The sequence below is a fragment of the Klebsiella sp. BIGb0132 genome, assembly GCF_024810075.1.
GTDB lineage: Bacteria > Pseudomonadota > Gammaproteobacteria > Enterobacterales > Enterobacteriaceae > Klebsiella > Klebsiella terrigena.
Genome location: NZ_JANUDW010000003.1, coordinates 50135 through 68958, shown reverse-complemented (window position 1 = coordinate 68958; position 18824 = coordinate 50135). Strand labels below are relative to the sequence as shown.

Sequence of the window (18824 nt, the reverse complement as noted above, 5' to 3'; positions counted from 1 at the left end):
TTCACGGAACCCACGTAAACCGCTTCAATTAAACAACAAAAAGAAAACATAAATTTAACCTTTGTACCCTGAATGCTTCGAGCCGCAGCCGAAAAGGCGCCGCCCGAGTATGACGGGATATGCCGCTTAATACTGAAGAGGTCCCGATGAAACCTGAAGATTTCCGCGCAGACGCTAAACGCCCATTAACCGGGGAAGAGTACCTGAAGAGCCTGCAGGACGGCCGCGAAATTTATATCTACGGCGAGCGCGTCAAAGACGTCACCACGCACCCGGCGTTCCGCAACGCCGCCGCCTCCGTCGGCCAGCTGTACGATGCGCTGCACAAACCGGCGCTGCAGGACTCCCTGTGCTGGAACACCGATACCGGCAGCGGCGGCTATACGCATAAGTTCTTCCGCGTGGCGAAGAGCGCCGACGATCTGCGCCAGCAGCGCGACGCCATCGCCGAGTGGTCGCGCCTGAGCTACGGCTGGATGGGCCGCACCCCGGACTACAAAGCCGCCTTCGGCTGCGCGCTGGGCGCCAACCCGGCGTTTTACGGCCAGTTCGAACAGAACGCCCGCAACTGGTACACCCGCATTCAGGAAACCGGCCTGTACTTTAACCACGCCATCGTCAACCCGCCGATCGACCGCCATAAGCCGGCCGATGAGGTGAAAGATGTCTACATCAAGCTGGAAAAAGAGACCGATGCCGGGATCGTGGTCAGCGGGGCGAAAGTCGTCGCCACCAACTCGGCGCTGACCCACTACAACATGATTGGCTTCGGCTCCGCGCAGGTGATGGGGGAAAACCCGGACTTCGCGCTGATGTTCGTCGCCCCGATGGACGCCGAAGGGGTGAAGCTTATCTCCCGCGCCTCCTACGAAATGGTCGCCGGCGTCACCGGATCGCCGTATGACTACCCGCTCTCCAGCCGCTTCGACGAGAACGATGCGATCCTGGTGATGGATAAGGTGCTGATCCCGTGGGAGAACGTGCTGATCTATCGCGATTTCGATCGCTGCCGCCGCTGGACCATGGAGGGCGGCTTCGCCCGCATGTACCCGCTGCAGGCCTGCGTACGCCTGGCGGTTAAGCTCGACTTTATCACCGCCCTGCTCAAGCGCTCGCTGGAGTGTACCGGCACCCTGGAGTTCCGCGGCGTGCAGGCGGATCTCGGCGAAGTGGTGGCCTGGCGCAACATGTTCTGGGCGCTGAGCGATTCGATGTGCTCCGAGGCGACGCCGTGGGTGAACGGCGCGTACCTGCCGGATCACGCCGCGCTGCAAACCTACCGCGTGATGGCGCCGATGGCCTACGCCAAAATCAAAAACATTATCGAGCGTAACGTCACCAGCGGCCTGATCTATCTCCCGTCCAGCGCGCGCGACCTCAATAATCCGCAGATCGACCAGTATCTGGCGAAATACGTGCGCGGATCCAACGGCATGGATCACGTCGAACGCATCAAGATCCTCAAGCTGATGTGGGATGCGATCGGCAGCGAGTTCGGCGGCCGCCACGAGCTGTATGAAATCAACTACTCCGGTAGCCAGGATGAGATTCGCCTGCAGTGCCTGCGCCAGGCGCAGACCTCCGGCAACATGGACAAAATGATGGCGATGGTCGATCGCTGCCTTTCCGAGTATGACCAGCACGGCTGGACGGTGCCGCACCTGCACAATAACTCTGATATCAATATCCTGGATAAGCTGCTGAAGTAATTCACAGCGGGAGGTCACAATGCAATTAGATGAACAACGCCTGCGCTTTCGCGATGCCATGTCCAGCCTGTCGGCGGCGGTGAACGTGATCACCACCGAAGGCGATGCCGGCCGCTGCGGCATCACCGCCACCGCGGTGTGCTCGGTAACCGATACTCCGCCGTCGGTGATGGTGTGTATCAACGCCAACAGCGCAATGAATCCGGTGTTCCAGGGCAACGGCAGGCTGTGCATTAACGTCCTGAACCATGAGCAGGAGGTGATGGCGCGCCACTTTGCCGGAATGACCGGGGTGACGATGGAGGAGCGCTTCAGCCTTTCGTGCTGGCAGAAGGGCGTGCTCGGGCAGCCGGTGCTGAAGGATTCGCTGGCCAGTCTCGAAGGCGATATCAGCCAGGTGCAGACTATCGGCAGCCACCTGGTCTATCTGGTCGAGATCAAGAACATCACCCTAAGCCAGGAAGGCCACGGGCTGATTTACTTCAAGCGTCGTTTCCATCCGGTGATGATGGAGATGGCGGCCGCCGTCTAGCCAGGCCCGCTCTCCCCCCTGCTGCCAGGGGGGAAATTCTTGTGATCTCAATCACATATTATCCCGCTGTTCATTTCCTGCCCAACCGCTTACTCCCGCAAGTGACCGCTTAACCCGCCATACAACCACTCGTTGATTTACCCAACTTTACGCGCGCAAAGTTCTGGCAAGATCCTCCCCAGCATAGTGACTCAATACCTCCTCAAAATTACGTTCAGACGGCTTCGGCCAATTATTCAACTCATAACGCCAGGTTTTACTATGGATACTAAAAAACTATTCAAGCACATACCCTGGGTGATTCTTGGAATCATCGGGGCATTTTGCCTTTCGGTCGTCGCCCTGCGTCGCGGGGAGCACGTTAGCGCCCTGTGGATTGTCGTCGCATCGGTATCGGTCTATCTGGTGGCCTACCGCTACTACAGCCTGTACATCGCCCAAAAGGTGATGAAGCTCGACCCAACCCGCGCGACGCCGGCGGTCATTAACAACGATGGCCTGAACTACGTGCCGACCAACCGCTACGTGCTGTTCGGCCACCACTTTGCCGCTATCGCCGGCGCGGGCCCGCTGGTTGGTCCGGTACTGGCCGCGCAGATGGGCTACCTGCCCGGCACGCTGTGGCTGCTGGCCGGCGTGGTGCTGGCGGGGGCGGTGCAGGACTTTATGGTGCTGTTTATCTCCTCGCGCCGTAACGGTTCGTCGCTGGGTGAAATGATCAAAGAAGAGATGGGCCCGATTCCGGGGTCGATTGCCCTGTTCGGCTGCTTCCTGATTATGATTATCATCCTTGCGGTGCTGGCGCTGATCGTCGTGAAGGCGCTGGCTGAAAGCCCGTGGGGCGTCTTTACCGTCTGCTCAACCGTACCGATCGCGCTGTTTATGGGGATCTACATGCGCTTCCTGCGTCCGGGACGCGTGGGCGAAATTTCGGTTATCGGTATCGTGCTGCTGGTGGCGTCTATTTACTTCGGCGGCGTGATTGCCCACGACCCGTACTGGGGCCCGGCGCTGACCTTTAAAGACACCACCATCACCTTCACCCTGATCGGCTACGCGTTTATCTCCGCGCTGCTGCCGGTATGGCTGATTCTGGCGCCGCGCGACTACCTGGCGACGTTCCTGAAAATTGGCGTTATCGTCGGCCTGGCGCTGGGTATCGTTATCCTTAACCCGGACCTGAAAATGCCGGCGGTCACCCAGTACATCGACGGTACCGGCCCGCTGTGGAAAGGCGCCCTGTTCCCGTTCCTGTTTATCACCATCGCCTGCGGCGCGGTCTCCGGCTTCCATGCGCTGATCGCTTCCGGCACCACGCCGAAGCTGCTGGCGAACGAAACCGACGCGCGCTTTATCGGCTATGGCGCAATGCTGATGGAGTCCTTCGTGGCGGTCATGGCGCTGGTAGCGGCGTCTATCATCGAGCCGGGCCTCTATTTTGCGATGAACACCCCGCCGGCCGGCCTCGGTATCGTGATGCCGAACCTGCATGAAATGGGCGGCGAAAACGCCGCGATGATTGCCGCGCAGCTGAAAGAAGTCACCGTCCATGCGGCGGCTACCGTCAGCTCCTGGGGCTTTGTGATTTCGCCTGAGCAGATCCTGCAAACGGCGAAAGACATCGGTGAACCGTCGGTGCTGAACCGCGCGGGCGGCGCGCCAACCCTGGCCGTCGGTATCGCCCACGTGTTCCACAAAATCATCCCGATGGCGGACATGGGCTTCTGGTACCACTTCGGTATTCTGTTTGAGGCGCTGTTTATCCTGACTGCCCTCGATGCCGGTACCCGCGCAGGCCGCTTTATGCTCCAGGATCTGCTGGGCAACTTCGTGCCGTTCCTGAAGAAAACCGATTCACTGGTTGCCGGTATCGTAGGGACCGCGGGCTGCGTAGGCCTGTGGGGCTACCTGCTGTATCAGGGCGTGGTCGACCCGCTGGGCGGCGTGAAGAGCCTGTGGCCGCTGTTCGGTATCTCTAACCAGATGCTGGCCGCCGTGGCGCTGGTTCTTGGCACCGTGGTGCTGGTCAAAATGCAGCGCACCAAATACATCTGGGTTACCGTAGTTCCGGCCCTGTGGCTGCTGCTGTGCACCACCTGGGCGCTGGGTCTGAAACTGTTCAGCACCAACCCGCAGATGGAAGGCTTCTTCTTTATGGCCCAGCAGTACAAAGAGAAGATTGCCGCCGGCGGCGAGCTTAGCCCGCAGCAGATTGCCAACATGAACCATATCGTGGTCAACAACTACACCAACGCCGGTTTAAGCATCCTGTTCCTGGTGGTGGTCTACAGCATCATCTTCTACGGCATCAAAACGTGGATCAACGTGCGTAACAATAAGGTACGCACCGACAAAGAGACCCCGTACGTGCCGGTGCCGGAAGGCGGCGTGAAGACCTCTTCACACCACTAATCCAGCCCCGTTCAGCCCCGCTTCGGCGGGGCTTTTCAGTGAGCGACGCGGCATTATTGTCATCCCTGCGCAGCGGGCGCGCGCTACCTGAGAACGGCGGGCGCAACCTGGATGCAAAATGGCAGGTCACATCGCCTGCATCAGCGAACTTTATGCCTGTAAGGATAATTTGATGTTTGGTAACTTAGGCGAAGCAAAGAAGTACCTCGGTCAGGCGGCGAAGATGCTGATTGGCATTCCGGACTACGACAACTACGTTGAGCATATGAAAGCCAACCATCCGGATAAGCCGTATATGACCTACAACGAATTCTTCCGCGAGCGCCAGGAAGCGCGCTACGGCGGGAGCGGCGAAGGCGGCGTACGCTGCTGTTAATGGAGGCACGCATGACACCGATTGCAGTCACCCTGCTGACCGGATTTCTTGGCGCAGGCAAAACCACCCTGCTGCGGCATATTCTCAACGCGCAGCACGGCTTTAAAATCGCGGTGATCGAAAACGAATTTGGTGAAGTCTCCGTTGATGACCAGCTGATTGGCGATCGCGCCACCCAGATCAAAACCCTGACCAACGGCTGCATCTGCTGCACCCGTTCCAACGAGCTGGAAGACGCCCTGCTCGACCTGCTCGACAGCCGCGATCGCGGCGCGATTGCCTTCGACCGGCTGGTGATTGAGTGCACCGGCATGGCCGATCCCGGCCCGATTATTCAGACCTTTTTCTCCCATGAGATCCTCTGTGAACGCTACCTGCTGGATGGGGTGATTGCGCTGGTTGATGCGGTCCACGCCGACCAGCAGATGAATCAGTTCACCATCGCCCAGTCGCAGGCGGGCTACGCCGACCGTATTCTGCTGACCAAAACCGACGTCGCGGGCAGCAGCGAGGCGCTGCGCGAGCGGCTGGCGCGCATCAACGCCCGGGCGCCGATTTACGCGGTTACCCACGGCAATATCGACCTGAGCCAGCTGTTTAATACCGGCGGCTTTATGCTGGAAGAGCGGGTGGTGAGCGCTAAGCCGCGCTTCCACTTTATTGCCGACCAGCAAAACGATGTGTCGTCGATCGTGGTGGAGCTGGACTACCCGGTGGATATCAGCGAAGTGTCGCGGGTGATGGAAAACCTGCTGCTCTCATTCGCCGAGCAGCTGATGCGCTACAAGGGGATGCTGTGGATTGACGGCGAGCCTAACCGCCTGCTGTTCCAGGGCGTCCAGCGCCTGTACAGCGCCGACTGGGACCGCCCCTGGGGTGAAGACCAGCCGCACAGCACGCTGGTATTTATCGGCATTAACCTGCCGGAAGAGGAGATTCGGGCGGCGTTTGCCGGATTGCGGAAGTAGCGGTTCGCAGGGGCCCTCTTCCCGTGGAAGAGGGCTAGCGTGAAGGCATCAGGAAGTGCAGAACTCATTCCAGGTATCACGATAGATAACGTTTCCTTCGGTGTACTTCCAGGTTATGGCCTCATAGCGCAGCTCGAGGGTTTCAAGGTGGGTGCTGCTCAGGCCGTTGGGAGAAAGGTACGGCGAAACCGTGGTGATTTTGACGTTTTCGAGGATGATATTGAAATACTCGGACTCAATGCCTGACTCCATAATGCGGTACATCCTGATGGTGGCTTTCTTCAGAGTCCGCCCCTCACACACGGCGCGATAGAGAACGGGCGTCGCCCGGTCGAACTCTTTCACGATGGCGATCGGCCGATGAATGCGCGTGCCGGTAAGTTTGCCCCGGTTCGTATCAACGGGAATGGTGACGCCGTGCGAGAATGATTTTAATTCGATGGAGCCTAAACGCAGAGGCATTAAACAACCGCCAACAATCGGAGAACCGTTTTCATCCTCAAGCCACAGGTGTGCAGGAGTAGACATATTTCATTTCCTTATATACCCGTCAGACTTCAAGCCGCATGCGCGCTGGCTTTACTACTCGGCGCATGCATGATGCCTCGCCCTTATGGGCCGCCGTGGCACCGCGTTCCGGCGGCTAGAAATATTTAGGGTATAAATCAATTTGATAAAAAATTTATTTTTGGTGCTACCATTTCACGTAGCGCGCAAATATATAGATTATTAATATTATGAACAATCCTACAGGCCAGAATGGACCATCAGGAAACAAAGGTATATAAATCAATATAAAGATGATTACGCAAATCGAAGGCGCGTATAAAGAAAATAATTGACAGCATAGCCACAAAAGCATTCTCCTGATGTATATCACCATTCCACCAATCACGCTGAAAACACCATATAATATCCTCATTTTCTTGCACTACCATTTCACATAGCGCCCAACCATCACTATCACTAATATGGCGAACACGCCTACAGGCCAAATGGGGCTACCTGGAAAAAAGTACTGTGCAGCCATTGCAAATACCAGAGTGAGCAGTCCAGGCCCATACATGGAAAATAGAAAACAACACTGCCACCTTAAAAACCTCTTTATATAACTCATTATAACAATCAACTAGTTCTGGCGATAACAAAGACAATGTGTATGATATGATCATGAATAAGATCTTACATATTCACCTGACCATTATTACTATTTTACGTAGCGCGCAAATATATAGATTATGAATATAGCGAACAAACCCACAGGCCAAATTTGGCCATCAGGAAAAAAAGGAACAAAGACAATTGCAAATACAAAAGTCAGTAATGCAGGGCCATGTAGAGAAACTAAGGAACGAAATAGTCGCCTGAAAAACCTTCTGATAATATTTATTATCATTATCTAATCATCCTGATGATTATATCTGCAATGTCGCCGTCCGATGCCCATTGGGCCTTAAGCGCCTCAGCTCGCTCAAACAACGGTTCTATCAGGAAATACATCATTTCCAGTCCCTGAGCGTAGAGTGCGGAGTAATAGGCCGGCCAGGTAAACTGAAGTCGGTGGGAGCTATCAGCTGCCTTCTGGACAATCCCATATATGCCAGAGATTGTGATCGCCATCCCCGTTGCGCGCCCCACTAAGACTCTCATATCAAGGCTTAGGTTCATACCGGCCGTAACCACGGAGGTTACCGCTAATATGAAACCATGACCAGTTAGGGAACTAGCGGCAATATGCACATTGACCGCCATTAGCATCTTTTTGATATGCTCAATTTGATCGGACGTTTTGTATTTAAATATTTCTTCAAAATATATTTTGAGCATTTCATAGACAACATCGCCATGCTGTAAAAGCTGGGTCACACCCATCGTAAACCGGCCATCCTCACTCTTCTGCCGCTGACATACCTCCTGATACTCATCCGTAAAGCAGGATGTATAATACAGCGCACGTTTAGCGCCCGCGCCCGTCAATTTAATCTGTTCTGATACCGTCCTTCCGACGCCCGTTAATGCATGGTCAAGCTTCAATGCGAGAATTCTGTTAGCCTGTAAATAACTGATAACTTCATTTCGATAGTACATAGCCGCTCCTTGCGATCGCTAACTCCATGAACAAAGTTTAAACACTCTATATTTTCGGGTAAACGTCTATTTAGAGATAGGCTTGCGATCGCGGTCGGATATTAAGCAGATAAAAATGCAGTTTAAATAACGCAACAATTACAAGATTATCACATCATCTGTTTTAGATTTCTCACGCACCAGCACAACAGGCAGGGATATATTCACACCATCAATTTAATAATTACCAGAACGTTAAATAATAAAGAGGTAAGATAAACTGCACCGACAACAGTAAAGGCATTAGCCGGATGCCGTTTCTCCACATCAATAAGGCTCATCACTATGCACCATGCCTCTTCGGCAGAGCCTGTTTTAAGGTATCGCTGCGTCATTTTTAATCACAAAAATGTAAATTTAAGTTTTTACTTGTAACTATAGAAACATTTTTGGAAATTATTAGAAAGCGAATTAGTTCAGCGCCAATCAATATCTCCCGCCTCGTTCAACTGATGTTTAGGAAAAAAATTAAACTTAGTCTAAACGCCAAAACGTTACTCATTGACGCTGCGATAAATCAACTAATCAACAACATCAATAGAGGGTTTTAATAACAACCTCAGCATAAAACCGCGACAGATATCACATTTGCAGTCGTAAACGTCACTTGTTAGGGTGTCCTCAGATTAATTTAATGACGAGGCATAAACCATGAAAAAGCTCAATATCCTTATCCTTTCTGCTCTGACCGCCGTTTCCGGCTCAGCAATGGCGATGGGCTTTACCGTCGAACAGGGGAAAAACTTTACCAACCTCAATATGGAACTGGGTAAATCCTCCTCGGGCGTTTATGCCGAAAGTAACTGGCTCAAAAACACCGACGATGGTACCCAGACCGGCGGCGTTGGCGCGGGTTATAACCTGGAAGTTGGCCCGGTGATGTTCAATGCCGGCGCAAAAGCCATCTACCTTGGGCCGAAAAAAGGCGATAACGGCGTGGCGTTCCCAATCGGCGGCGGCGTTAACGTTGCGCTGACCGACAGTATCCACGTATTCGGTGAAGGCTATGCCGCACCGGAAGGACTGAACAACAGCGTGAAAAACTACGTTGAAGCCAACGGCGGCGTGAGCTGGAGCCCAATTACCCCGGTGACGCTGAAAGTGGGTTACCGCCACGTGAGCGTCGACGGCAAAGACGGTCGTCCGAACCATACCCTGATCGATGGCGCCTATGTTGGCGGCGGCGTTACCTTCTAATAACCCCGATAAAAGCGCAAAAAACCTGCCGGACGGCAGGTTTTTCTTTTTGCATCCTAACTTAGCGACGGATCACCACCAGCTTCTGGTTCACAAACTCTCGAATCCCCAGATCCGCCCGCTATTGATGCTGTATCTAAAGTGCGTCCTGCTGAGATATCCAGTTCAACTCTAAGAGATCAACAAGACCCGGAAATTCGAGTCTATGATAGCCAGTATCCCGTTAGGTAGTGGCTCGCTCGTTCCAGCCATCTTTAAAGATGATGTTCCCATCCGTATACTTCCACTGGATGGTTTCATAACGCATTTCAATATTTTCCAGATGTGTTCCAGATGCAGCTCCCGGATGCAGACCTGGAGTGAAGCCTGTTACCTTTACATTTTCTAAAAGCATGTTGAAATACTCGACCTCAAACCCTGCCTCGTTAGTACGATACATCTTTATCTCAGCCGACTTGAGCGTAACTCCTCTGCAGATAGCCCGAGCCAACAAAGGTGTAGTGCGGTCGAACTCTTTTTGTATCAGTATTGGGGTGTGAATACGCGTACCGGTTAACTTCCCCGTGTTACGGTCAGTCGGAATAGTCAGGTGATGAGAGAGCGATTTTACCTCAATTGAACCTTCACGCCCGAGTACCATGGAACCTCCAACAATTGGAGATCCATTTTCATCGATAAACCACAAATAGGCTGGATTTGACATGCGATATCCTTAATTTATATTTTTACCTTTTTTACGATACTCGTCTAAACGATCGACGAGTTTTGATATGGCCCAGGCAGTAATGAACCATACGGTCATATAGACAAATTTCATCGGCCACACCACTGGCAGCATGATGCAAACAATAAAGCCACCGATAAAAATGATTGACTGGATAACGTCCCAGATATTTACGATGGCAAACAGCAGCATGTCTAACAAGTCGCGTGATACCTTATTGAAGGACATGTAGTTTCTCTCCAACCATATTTATTATTTTTTTAAATTCGGGCTGTCCGCGGGTAACGGCAATGTGAATCGCATCCACGAAAGGTTTGACGGCAGGTTCAATGAGGAAATATATCAGGTCGTAATCGTGTGGACGCAGTATCTCGTACACTTCTGGGGCTTCATTGGCAAGATTTTCAGAAGTCCTAATCGAGCGCTCACTCATTCCACCAATGAGCAATAGCATAGCTATTTGACCGGAGGCTCTTGTCCCACTTTTAGCGCTGACAAATGAAAGGCGTGCGAGAACGGCACCAGCAATAGTAGAGGTAATTTTCGCTGCCAGGAATCGACCTGCAATGGATGAAACAACGGCTCGATACACGGCATCTTGTTGGTGAATAGTCAGGTATTTATTAAATTTTTCGAAGATAAGCTCTACGGCATTGATGATGTGGTCATAGTTAAGAATGTCATTATGAATAGCCTGTGCCATTCTGATCCGTTGTGTCTGGTAGGCAAATCGATTATCGGTATCAAAAAAACCGCGGGCAAGGTATGCAAGATCGAGAGGTACAGTTAAAGCGCCATTTATCAGTCCCGCTATGGTATCTGGAGACAGGAAAATATTCGCAATCCTGTCCGCTATTTTTTCACTACTTCCTGTTTCCATCATGTCTCCCTCATATTTTCAATATGTGCTGACCATCCCGCCCCCCCTGCTTTTATCGCACATGCTCAGTAATAGAAATATTATCCTCCACACCAGACTCATCATTTAATACTAAACTATTTAAAGGGTTACATTTTTCGCTTCGATGAATACACAGTTTGGCATTGACCAAATGACATAAGATCATCCATTCCAGTTTCATCAGCTATAGTTACCTGTAATATTAACTGGAGCATGATACATACCATAAAATATATTGAAGTAGACACAATTATTATTTTTAAGAATAACACATCTTATGATGTCGACCATTTTTACATAGCCACAAGCATTTTTTAATATACAAAATCGCATCACGCCAACTTACACAATAAACGTTCACACTTGCAAATATCATTTTCACAGTACTAATTTGACAGTTAATCGTTTATATTCCGCATAAAAATTTTCGTTTCGCATAACTCTTAATAGATCATTCTAAAAACATACAACCCGCATTAAATAAGATCTAAGTTGATGTATATCAATTAATCAAATATCAATAAAACTCTAAACAAAGAGACTGATTGATGGCGCCGGTGTTGGCGATGGAGTTACCTTCCGATCGTCCCAATAGGCGCAAAAAAAACCTGCCGGACGGCAGGTTTTTCTTTTTGCATCCTAACTTAGCGACGGATCACCACCAGCTTCTGGTTCACAAACTCTCGAATCCCCAGATCCGCCAGCTCACGGCCAAAACCGGAGCGCTTCACGCCGCCAAACGGCAGCTCCGGCGCGGTATCGGTCAGCCAGTTGATATAGACCATCCCGGTCTCAATTCGTGACGCCATCCGTTTCGCCCGCTCGGTATCCTGGCTGAATATCGCGCCGCCGAGCCCGTAGTGCGAATCGTTCGCCAGGCGGATCGCCTCATCGTCATCCTTCACCACATAAATTTGCGCCACCGGGCCGAAGAACTCTTCAAAGTACGCCGGATTATCGCGGGTGATGCCGGTCAGAATGGTCGGTGAAAAATAGTTGCCCTCGCACTGTGCCGGCTTGCCGCCAAGATGCAGCCTGGCACCATGCTTCACCGCCTCATCCACCTGTTTGGTCAGCGTCTCCAGGGCATCTTTGGAAGAAAGCGGCCCCAGCGTGGTACTCTCATCCAGCGGATCGCCGATCTTCACCTGACGGAACGCCTCGGTAAACTGGCTCAGGAAGCGCTCGGCGATTTTTTCGTGCAGGATAAAACGCTTCGCCGCGGTACAAACCTGACCGGCATTGTTGAGCCGCGCCTGTACGCCAGTCTTCACCGCCTTGTCGAGGCTGGCATCATCCAGCACCACAAAGACATCGTTGCCACCCAGCTCGAGAGTCGATTTCTTAATGTGCTTCGCCGCCTGCGCCGCCACGACGCCACCCGCTTTTTCCGAGCCGGTTAACGCCACTCCCCGCACGCGATCGTCGGCAATAATCTTCGCCACCTGATCCTGGGAAATAAACAGGTTGGTCCACGCTCCCTCCGGCGCGCCGGCCTCTCGCACCAGATGAGCGAAGGTTTCCGCGCAGTGTGGAACGATGCTGGCGTGCTTGGCGAGAACCGGATTCCCCGCCGCCAGGTTAGGCGCCAGCACGCGCATCAGCTGGTAATAGGGGAAGTTCCACGGCTCCACCGCCATCAGCACGCCGATCGGATGGTGTTCAACCCACGCCTCGCCGAGCTCAGAGGGATACTTCACCGGGGCGAGAAAGCGCTCGGCGTTATCGGCGTAATAGCGGGCGATCTGCACGCAGAGCTTCACCTCACCGCGGCTTTGGCCTATGAGCTTGCCCATCTCCTGGCTGGCAATTTTCGCCAGCTCCTCAACCCGACTATCGATAAGGTCCGCCAGCCTGTGCAGGATAGGTAAGCGCTGGGCAATATCGCCCTTCGACCATGCAGAGTGGTAGAGCGCATCCGCTTTCTGCAGCGCCGCCTCCACGTCGGCATCGCTGTGCGGGGCGTACTCTTTAATAAGCCGATTATTTGCAGGATTCACCGTCTGATAGGCCATGTCGTATGTCTCCTTAGTATCGTCATTAATGCAGTCATAAATACCGCTCAGGACATTAAGGTTAGTAGAGATAGCTGGACGTAAAGGTAAAGTTAGGTATTTACGGAGGATTCCGGCCGGAGATCGTCAGGTGATATCCGGCGCAGAGCGGGATTAAGAGAAATGAATCATCGCGGCTATACCACCTAATAAAGCCATGCCGCGACACAATCAATGCTTCGCGGCGGTAACCTCTTCTTCTGATAGACCGGTGATGCGCAGCACCGTCTCCAGAGCGATGCCGTTCGCCAGCATGGTACGGGCAATGCGCAGCCCTTCGGCTCGCCGCCCTTCAAGCCGACCTTTTCTACGCCAGACTTCCCTTATTCTTTCCGCAATCGTCATCAGCCTCTCCTTATGATGTTGCGGTGCCCGCCGGGCAAGCTCACGAATAAACCTGCCAAAACGGGGGGCATCGCCGGAATATACCAGGTAATTAAACAGCGTTTTTAGCTGGCTGTCATTAGTGTATTCCTTAACCAAAATGGTGGTTATCTGTTCAACCAGCTTCGTCAAATCGCGCTGGCGGACATGCTTTTGCATGAACTCCAGCAACGCTACGCGTCGGTGCTGGACGATTTCGTCATCCGGGATCGCCGTAATATCCACCAGCGGAAAAGCGGTCGCATATAACCTGCGGGCATGTATCGGATGGGTAAAGCCATCCAGCCAGCACAGCGAGTAAGGGTAAGGCGTGGCGATGCCGTGATAGAACAGCATGGGCACCACCAGCGGCAGGCGCTTGTGGCCGGCATCCAGATGGCGCTGCATCGCCGCAATGGCATAGCGCATCAGCCTGAAGGCCATATGGGCGTCCGGCGAACTTTGGTGCTCAATAACGACGTAAATATAGCCCTCGCCGGCGGTGGTTTTCAGCGACCAAAGCACATCGGAATAGCAGGCACGCAGGTCCTCCTCAATAAAACTTGCGGATTCCAGCCGCAGCGTCTCCAGATCGCAGAGCGGGCGTAGTGAGGACGGCAGGTGGATGTCCAGAAAATCCCGCGCGGTATCCGCATGCCTGAGAAACTTTTTAAAAACCGCATCATGCGGCGTCGACGTCGGGCTTTTTTCCATTGCAATCAGCCTGCGCGGAGGAGTGCTAAAGCGACTCTACCTGCCGGTCACCCCGCCTACACGCCGCCGTTTATCTCTTTGCATGCCGGGACGGAGGATATTTTTATCCAGCGGTAATAACGACATTTTTTCGCCTGCCCGCTCGCAAAACTCCCGCCGGAGACAGCCGCCGGTGGGCGTGCTATAAATCCATAATCCTTTCGCTACAGGAGCTTTTGTGAACCACACTCGCGATATCCCGCAAACCTTCTGGCGCGACGCCGCGCTTCCCTGGCTGGAGCTGCGCAGCACCTGGGGCAGCCGCCGGGCGTATAAACGTCACAGCCACCCGCAGCTTTCGCTGGGGGCCATTATTGAGGGGGAAACGCGCTGTATCTGCGAGGGACGAGAGTACCTGCTGCAACCCGGTGACCTGATAGCGATCCCGCCCGGCGCGCCGCACAGCTGTAATCCCCTTGCGGGACGGCCGCGCAGCTACCACATGCTCTATCTCGACGTTGACTGGTGCCTGGCACAGCTTCCTGCCCTGTCCGGCGCCGTGCGGCTTGCCGCGCCGCAGCCGATGCTGCGCGGCGCCGATCTTTTTCTTCAGTATCAGCATATCGTTCAGCTGACGCAGCAGCAGCGGACTGCCGAGGTACCCGCCGCCATCGCGCGGCTGCTGCGGGAGCTGCCGCTATGCCCGATGCCGCCGGAACGCCTTCACGGCAGCAGCGAACGGCTGCTCGACAGGGTGACCGCAAGCCTGCCGGAACCGCTTTCGCTGGATGCGCTGGCCGACGAATTTGCGCTGCGCAAAGAGACCCTGATCCGCATCTTTAAGCAGGATACCGGCCTGACGCCAGCCAGCTTTATCAATATGGCGCGGATCGAGTATGCCAGGCGCCGCCTGCGCGCCGGGGATGAGATAGCCGACGTCGGCTATCAGGCCGGATTTGCCGATCAGAGCCACTTCCATAAAACCTTCGTCAGCTACACCGCCGCCACGCCGCGCCAGTACGCGCTTGGCCGATCAATATCAGACAATAATTAGCGCCGAGCCTTGCGTAGGGTGATCTCAGATTTATTCCGAGGTCACTATGGACATGCTTACTTCGCTTTTCCCGCCCGCGTTTCCGGCGCTGGCGCTCTCCCACTTCGTTGCCCTGCTGAGCCCCGGGCCAGATTTCTTTCTCCTGATGGGCTACGCCATCCGCTATCGCCTGCGCGGTAGCGCCGGCCTGTGCATCGGCATCGCGCTGGGTAACGGACTGTATATTGCCGTCGCTATCGTCGGCTGGAGCATGGTGCGTCACGCCCCGCTGCTGTTTAGCGCAATCGCGCTGCTGGGGGCGGCCTGGCTGCTGTGGCTCGGCGGCCAGCTGTGGCGGAGTCGGCCCGGCGCATTCACCCTGGAAGCGGCGGCAGCCCGGTGCCCTTCGCTTGCCAGACAGCTGCTGCTGGGGCTGGCGTCGGCGTTGCTTAACCCCAAAAATGCCCTGTTTTATCTCGCGCTGATGACCTCCCTGCTTGGCCCGCAGGTGACCCTCGCCCAGCAGATAACCAGCGGTGTCTGGATGACCAGCGTCGTGCTGCTGTGGGATTTACTGCTGGTCTCGCTGATCGCCCTGCCGCAGGTGCAGCGCCGCCTTGGCGCCGTCATCTGGCGGGTTGAACGGGCGGCGGGCGCGGTACTGATGGGCTTTGGCGGCTGGATTATCTGGCAGTTTTTGCATGAGTTAGCCGTCAGGTTATATGCTTAAGACTATGGAAAAACTTGCTGAACTAAAACGGGCCAAACTGCTGGCCCTGTCGCTGCTGCTGGTGGCGGCCGCGATTTTTGTCGCTACCCTACTGCTGCCGCCGACGCCGTGGGTTAGCGCGCTGAAGGCTATCTCCGAAGCGGCGATGGTCGGCGCGCTGGCGGACTGGTTTGCGGTGGTGGCGCTGTTTCGCCGCATTCCGCTGCCGTTTGTCTCGCGACATACGGCGATTATCCCGCGTAATAAAAACCGAATTGCCGATAATCTCGGCTTTTTCGTGCAGGAAAAATTCCTCGACACCCCCTCGCTGGTGGCGCTGATCCGCCGCTACGAGCCGGCGCTGATGCTCGGCAACTGGTTTAGCCAGCCGGAGAACGCCCGGCGGGTGGGCCAGCATCTGCTGCAGGTGATGAGCGGCTTCCTCGAGCTCACCGACGATGCGCGCATTCAGCGCCTGCTGCGCCGCGCGGTGCACAAGGCCATCGATAAGGTCGACCTGACGCAAACCAGCGCTATGATGCTTGAAGGGCTAACCCGCGATAACCGACACCAGAAGCTGCTGGATTCCCTTATCAGCCAGCTTATCGCCCTGCTGCAGCGCGACAGCTCCCGCGCCTTTATTGCCCGCGGCATCATCCGCTGGCTGGAGACCGAGCATCCGCTCAAGGCCAAAATTCTCCCCACCGAATGGCTGGGCGAGCACAGCGCCGAAATGGTCACCGATGCGGTGAATACGCTTCTTGACGAGGTGAGCCAGGATCGCACCCATCAGATCCGCCAGGCCTTCGATCGCGCGGCGCAAAAGCTGATCGATAGCCTGAAAACCGATCCGCTGATGGCGGAAAAAGCGGACAACATGAAGGCCTATCTGAAAAACGACGAGACGTTTAACCGCTATCTCGGCGAGGTGTGGGCCGACCTGCGCGGATGGATTAAAAATGACGTGAATAGCGACGATTCGCGGATCAAGCAGCGGATCGCCGAGGCCGGGCAGTGGTTTGGGGAAACGCTGCTCCACGATGACGCCCTTCGCGAGTCGCTGAATGAGCATCTGGAGCAGGCGGCGCACCGGGTGGCGCCGGAGTTTGCCACCTTCCTGACTCGTCATATTAGCGATACGGTGAAGAGCTGGGACTCCCGCGATATGTCGCGGCAGATCGAGCTGAATATCGGTAAGGATCTGCAGTTTATCCGCATTAACGGTACCCTGGTCGGGGGTACTATCGGCCTGCTGCTGTGGCTGCTCTCGCAGGTCCCGTCGCTGTTTTTACGCTAAGCGGCCCGCGCTTAGCCGATACGGATAAAGCCGGCAGCGCGAATGCTGCCTGAGACGAATCGCCAGTGAAACGCATGCGCTCTATTTTCCCGGCAAATACGGCAATCCTAAGGTAGGATCGTTTATCGACTTTCTGGCGGCAGAGCCAGGACCGCTACCGGCGTCGGATCGTGGGATCCCCCGCCGAGCTTGCCGCGGATCCAGAGCACTTTTTAAGGAGTAAAAATGGCTGAAATCAATCTGAGCCCCGGCGAGCGTGAGCAGCTTCGCGAAAAGCTATGTACCTACTGCGAAAGAAATTTTGACCTTGAGCTGGAACAGTTTGATGCCGAGTTCTTCGTGGATTTTATCGCCGAACAGCTGGGGCCCCTGTTTTATAACGCCGGTATTGAGGAAGCCATTCGCACCCACGTGGCCTACAGCGAGCGGATCCAGGAAGAGATGGACGCGAAGAAAGTGTTCTGATGTTGCCCCGCAATAGGCCGACATCGGCGGGAGATCAATAAACACGCACTATTGACATGGTTATAATGTGACTCTTTCATTATCTCCCGTGTACGGGGAAGGAAAACCATGTCGCTAATTACCGATCTACCCGCCATTTTTGACCAGTTCTCCGAGGCCCGCCAGAAGGGCTTTCTCACGGTGATGGACCTGAAAGAGCAAAATATCCCCCTGGTCGGAACCTACTGCACCTTTATGCCCCAGGAGATCCCGATGGCGGCAGGCGCCGTCGTCGTCTCGCTGTGCTCAACCTCGGATGAAACCATCGAAGAGGCGGAAAAAGATCTGCCGCGTAATCTCTGCCCGCTGATTAAAAGCAGCTACGGGTTTGGCAAAACGGATAAATGCCCCTACTTCTATTTTTCCGACCTGGTAGTGGGTGAAACCACCTGCGACGGCAAAAAGAAAATGTATGAGTACATGGCCGAATTCAAGCCGGTGCACGTAATGCAGCTGCCGAACAGCGCCAACGACGATGCCTCCCGCGCGCTGTGGAAAGCCGAGATCCTGCGCCTGCAGCGGGCGGTCGAGGAGCGCTTTGGCCGCACAATCAGCGAAGCCGCGCTGCGCGACGCCGTGCGCCTTAAGAACCGCGAGCGGCGGGCGCTGGCGAACTTCTATCGCGTCGGGCAGCTCAATCCTCCCGCCCTCAGCGGCAGCGATATTCTGAAAGTAGTGTACGGCGCGACCTTCCGCTTTGATAAAGCCGCACTAAGCGACGAGCTCGACGATATGGCCGATCGCGTGCGCCAGCAGTGGCAGGATGGTCAGCGGCTGGCGGCTCGTCCGCGCATTCTGATCACCGGCTGTCCGATTGGCGGCGCGGCGGAAAAAGTCGTGCGCGCCATTGAAGAGAACGGCGGCTGGGTGGTGGGCTTTGAAAACTGCACCGGCGCCAAGGCCACCGAGCGCTGCGTGGAGGAGACGGGCGACGTTTACGATGCGCTGACCGATAAGTATCTCGCCATCGGCTGCTCGTGTATCTCGCCAAACGACCAGCGCTTAACCCTGCTTAGCCAGATGGTTGACGAGTATCAGGCCGACGGCGTGGTGGACGTCATCCTGCAGGCCTGTCATACCTATGCGGTTGAATCGATGGCGATTAAGCGCCACGTTCGCCAGCGGCACAACCTCCCCTACATCGCGATTGAGACCGACTATTCGACGGCGGACATCGGCCAGCTCAGCACCCGCGTCGCGGCCTTCATTGAGATGCTGTAAGGAG

General features: G+C 54.7%; 18 protein-coding genes. 11 read left to right on the top strand and 7 right to left on the bottom strand.

Annotation, left to right across the window (positions count from 1 at the left end):
• Positions 1 to 146: 146 nt before the first annotated feature.
• From hpaB to yjiA, 5 genes are all read left to right on the top strand, one after another.
• Positions 147 to 1709, top strand: coding sequence for a 4-hydroxyphenylacetate 3-monooxygenase, oxygenase component (gene hpaB, locus M2416_RS11815; RefSeq protein ID WP_132513445.1), 1563 nt, complete (start codon positions 147 to 149; stop codon positions 1707 to 1709).
• Between the two features lie 19 nt (positions 1710 to 1728).
• On the top strand, positions 1729 to 2241 hold the full coding sequence (locus M2416_RS11810) for a 4-hydroxyphenylacetate 3-monooxygenase reductase subunit (protein WP_041143905.1): 513 nt from the start codon (positions 1729 to 1731) through the stop codon (positions 2239 to 2241).
• Between the two features lie 261 nt (positions 2242 to 2502).
• Positions 2503 to 4653 (top strand): carbon starvation CstA family protein, encoded by a 2151-nt coding sequence (locus tag M2416_RS11805; protein WP_041143904.1) that lies wholly within the window; start codon positions 2503 to 2505, stop codon positions 4651 to 4653.
• Between the two features lie 172 nt (positions 4654 to 4825).
• Positions 4826 to 5029 carry a YbdD/YjiX family protein gene (locus M2416_RS11800; protein ID WP_076946472.1) on the top strand — a complete coding sequence of 68 codons (204 nt, stop codon included), beginning with the start codon at positions 4826 to 4828 and terminating at the stop codon, positions 5027 to 5029.
• A gap of 11 nt (positions 5030 to 5040) precedes the next feature.
• Positions 5041 to 5997 carry a GTPase gene (yjiA, locus tag M2416_RS11795; protein ID WP_259224102.1) on the top strand — a complete coding sequence of 319 codons (957 nt, stop codon included), beginning with the start codon at positions 5041 to 5043 and terminating at the stop codon, positions 5995 to 5997.
• A gap of 48 nt (positions 5998 to 6045) precedes the next feature.
• Here the strand turns inward: yjiA and M2416_RS11790 are convergent, their stop codons facing one another.
• Positions 6046 to 6525 (bottom strand): Hcp family type VI secretion system effector, encoded by a 480-nt coding sequence (locus tag M2416_RS11790; RefSeq protein WP_259224099.1) that lies wholly within the window; start codon positions 6523 to 6525, stop codon positions 6046 to 6048.
• Between the two features lie 867 nt (positions 6526 to 7392).
• On the bottom strand, positions 7393 to 8085 hold the full coding sequence (locus tag M2416_RS11785) for a hypothetical protein (protein WP_259224098.1): 693 nt from the start codon (positions 8083 to 8085) through the stop codon (positions 7393 to 7395).
• Between the two features lie 690 nt (positions 8086 to 8775).
• On the opposite strand from M2416_RS11785, the gene M2416_RS11780 reads away from it, so the two are divergent.
• Positions 8776 to 9321, top strand: a complete 546-nt coding sequence (locus M2416_RS11780; protein ID WP_045860186.1) for a YfaZ family outer membrane protein — start codon at positions 8776 to 8778, stop codon at positions 9319 to 9321.
• A gap of 223 nt (positions 9322 to 9544) precedes the next feature.
• Here the strand turns inward: M2416_RS11780 and M2416_RS11775 are convergent, their stop codons facing one another.
• The 5 genes from M2416_RS11775 to M2416_RS11755 form a co-directional block, all read right to left on the bottom strand.
• Positions 9545 to 10024, bottom strand: a complete 480-nt coding sequence (locus M2416_RS11775) for an Hcp family type VI secretion system effector (protein WP_076946478.1) — start codon at positions 10022 to 10024, stop codon at positions 9545 to 9547.
• Positions 10025 to 10033: 9 nt separating this feature from the next.
• Positions 10034 to 10273 carry a hypothetical protein gene (locus M2416_RS11770; RefSeq protein WP_076946479.1) on the bottom strand — a complete coding sequence of 80 codons (240 nt, stop codon included), beginning with the start codon at positions 10271 to 10273 and terminating at the stop codon, positions 10034 to 10036.
• Complete coding sequence (locus M2416_RS11765) at positions 10260 to 10925, bottom strand: hypothetical protein (protein ID WP_076946480.1); 666 nt, start codon at positions 10923 to 10925, stop codon at positions 10260 to 10262. The genes M2416_RS11770 and M2416_RS11765 overlap by 14 nt, the downstream gene beginning before the upstream one ends.
• Before the next feature lie 665 nt (positions 10926 to 11590).
• Positions 11591 to 12961 (bottom strand): NAD-dependent succinate-semialdehyde dehydrogenase, encoded by a 1371-nt coding sequence (locus tag M2416_RS11760; RefSeq protein ID WP_259224091.1) that lies wholly within the window; start codon positions 12959 to 12961, stop codon positions 11591 to 11593.
• A 210-nt stretch (positions 12962 to 13171) separates the two neighbouring features.
• On the bottom strand, positions 13172 to 14077 hold the full coding sequence (locus M2416_RS11755; protein WP_259224089.1) for an Rpn family recombination-promoting nuclease/putative transposase: 906 nt from the start codon (positions 14075 to 14077) through the stop codon (positions 13172 to 13174).
• A gap of 217 nt (positions 14078 to 14294) precedes the next feature.
• On the opposite strand from M2416_RS11755, the gene M2416_RS11750 reads away from it, so the two are divergent.
• From M2416_RS11750 to M2416_RS11730, 5 genes are all read left to right on the top strand, one after another.
• Positions 14295 to 15110 carry an AraC family transcriptional regulator gene (locus M2416_RS11750; protein WP_076946483.1) on the top strand — a complete coding sequence of 272 codons (816 nt, stop codon included), beginning with the start codon at positions 14295 to 14297 and terminating at the stop codon, positions 15108 to 15110.
• A 46-nt stretch (positions 15111 to 15156) separates the two neighbouring features.
• Positions 15157 to 15819, top strand: coding sequence for a LysE family translocator (locus M2416_RS11745; RefSeq protein WP_259224087.1), 663 nt, complete (start codon positions 15157 to 15159; stop codon positions 15817 to 15819).
• On the top strand, positions 15812 to 17095 hold the full coding sequence (locus tag M2416_RS11740) for a DUF445 domain-containing protein (protein WP_259224085.1): 1284 nt from the start codon (positions 15812 to 15814) through the stop codon (positions 17093 to 17095). The genes M2416_RS11745 and M2416_RS11740 overlap by 8 nt, the downstream gene beginning before the upstream one ends.
• A 225-nt stretch (positions 17096 to 17320) precedes the next feature.
• Positions 17321 to 17560 carry a DUF2164 domain-containing protein gene (locus M2416_RS11735; RefSeq protein ID WP_041143893.1) on the top strand — a complete coding sequence of 80 codons (240 nt, stop codon included), beginning with the start codon at positions 17321 to 17323 and terminating at the stop codon, positions 17558 to 17560.
• A gap of 108 nt (positions 17561 to 17668) precedes the next feature.
• The gene (locus M2416_RS11730; RefSeq protein WP_076946486.1) at positions 17669 to 18820 is read left to right on the top strand and encodes a double-cubane-cluster-containing anaerobic reductase; all 1152 of its coding nucleotides are present in this window, start codon (positions 17669 to 17671) and stop codon (positions 18818 to 18820) included.
• Positions 18821 to 18824: the final 4 nt, after the last annotated feature.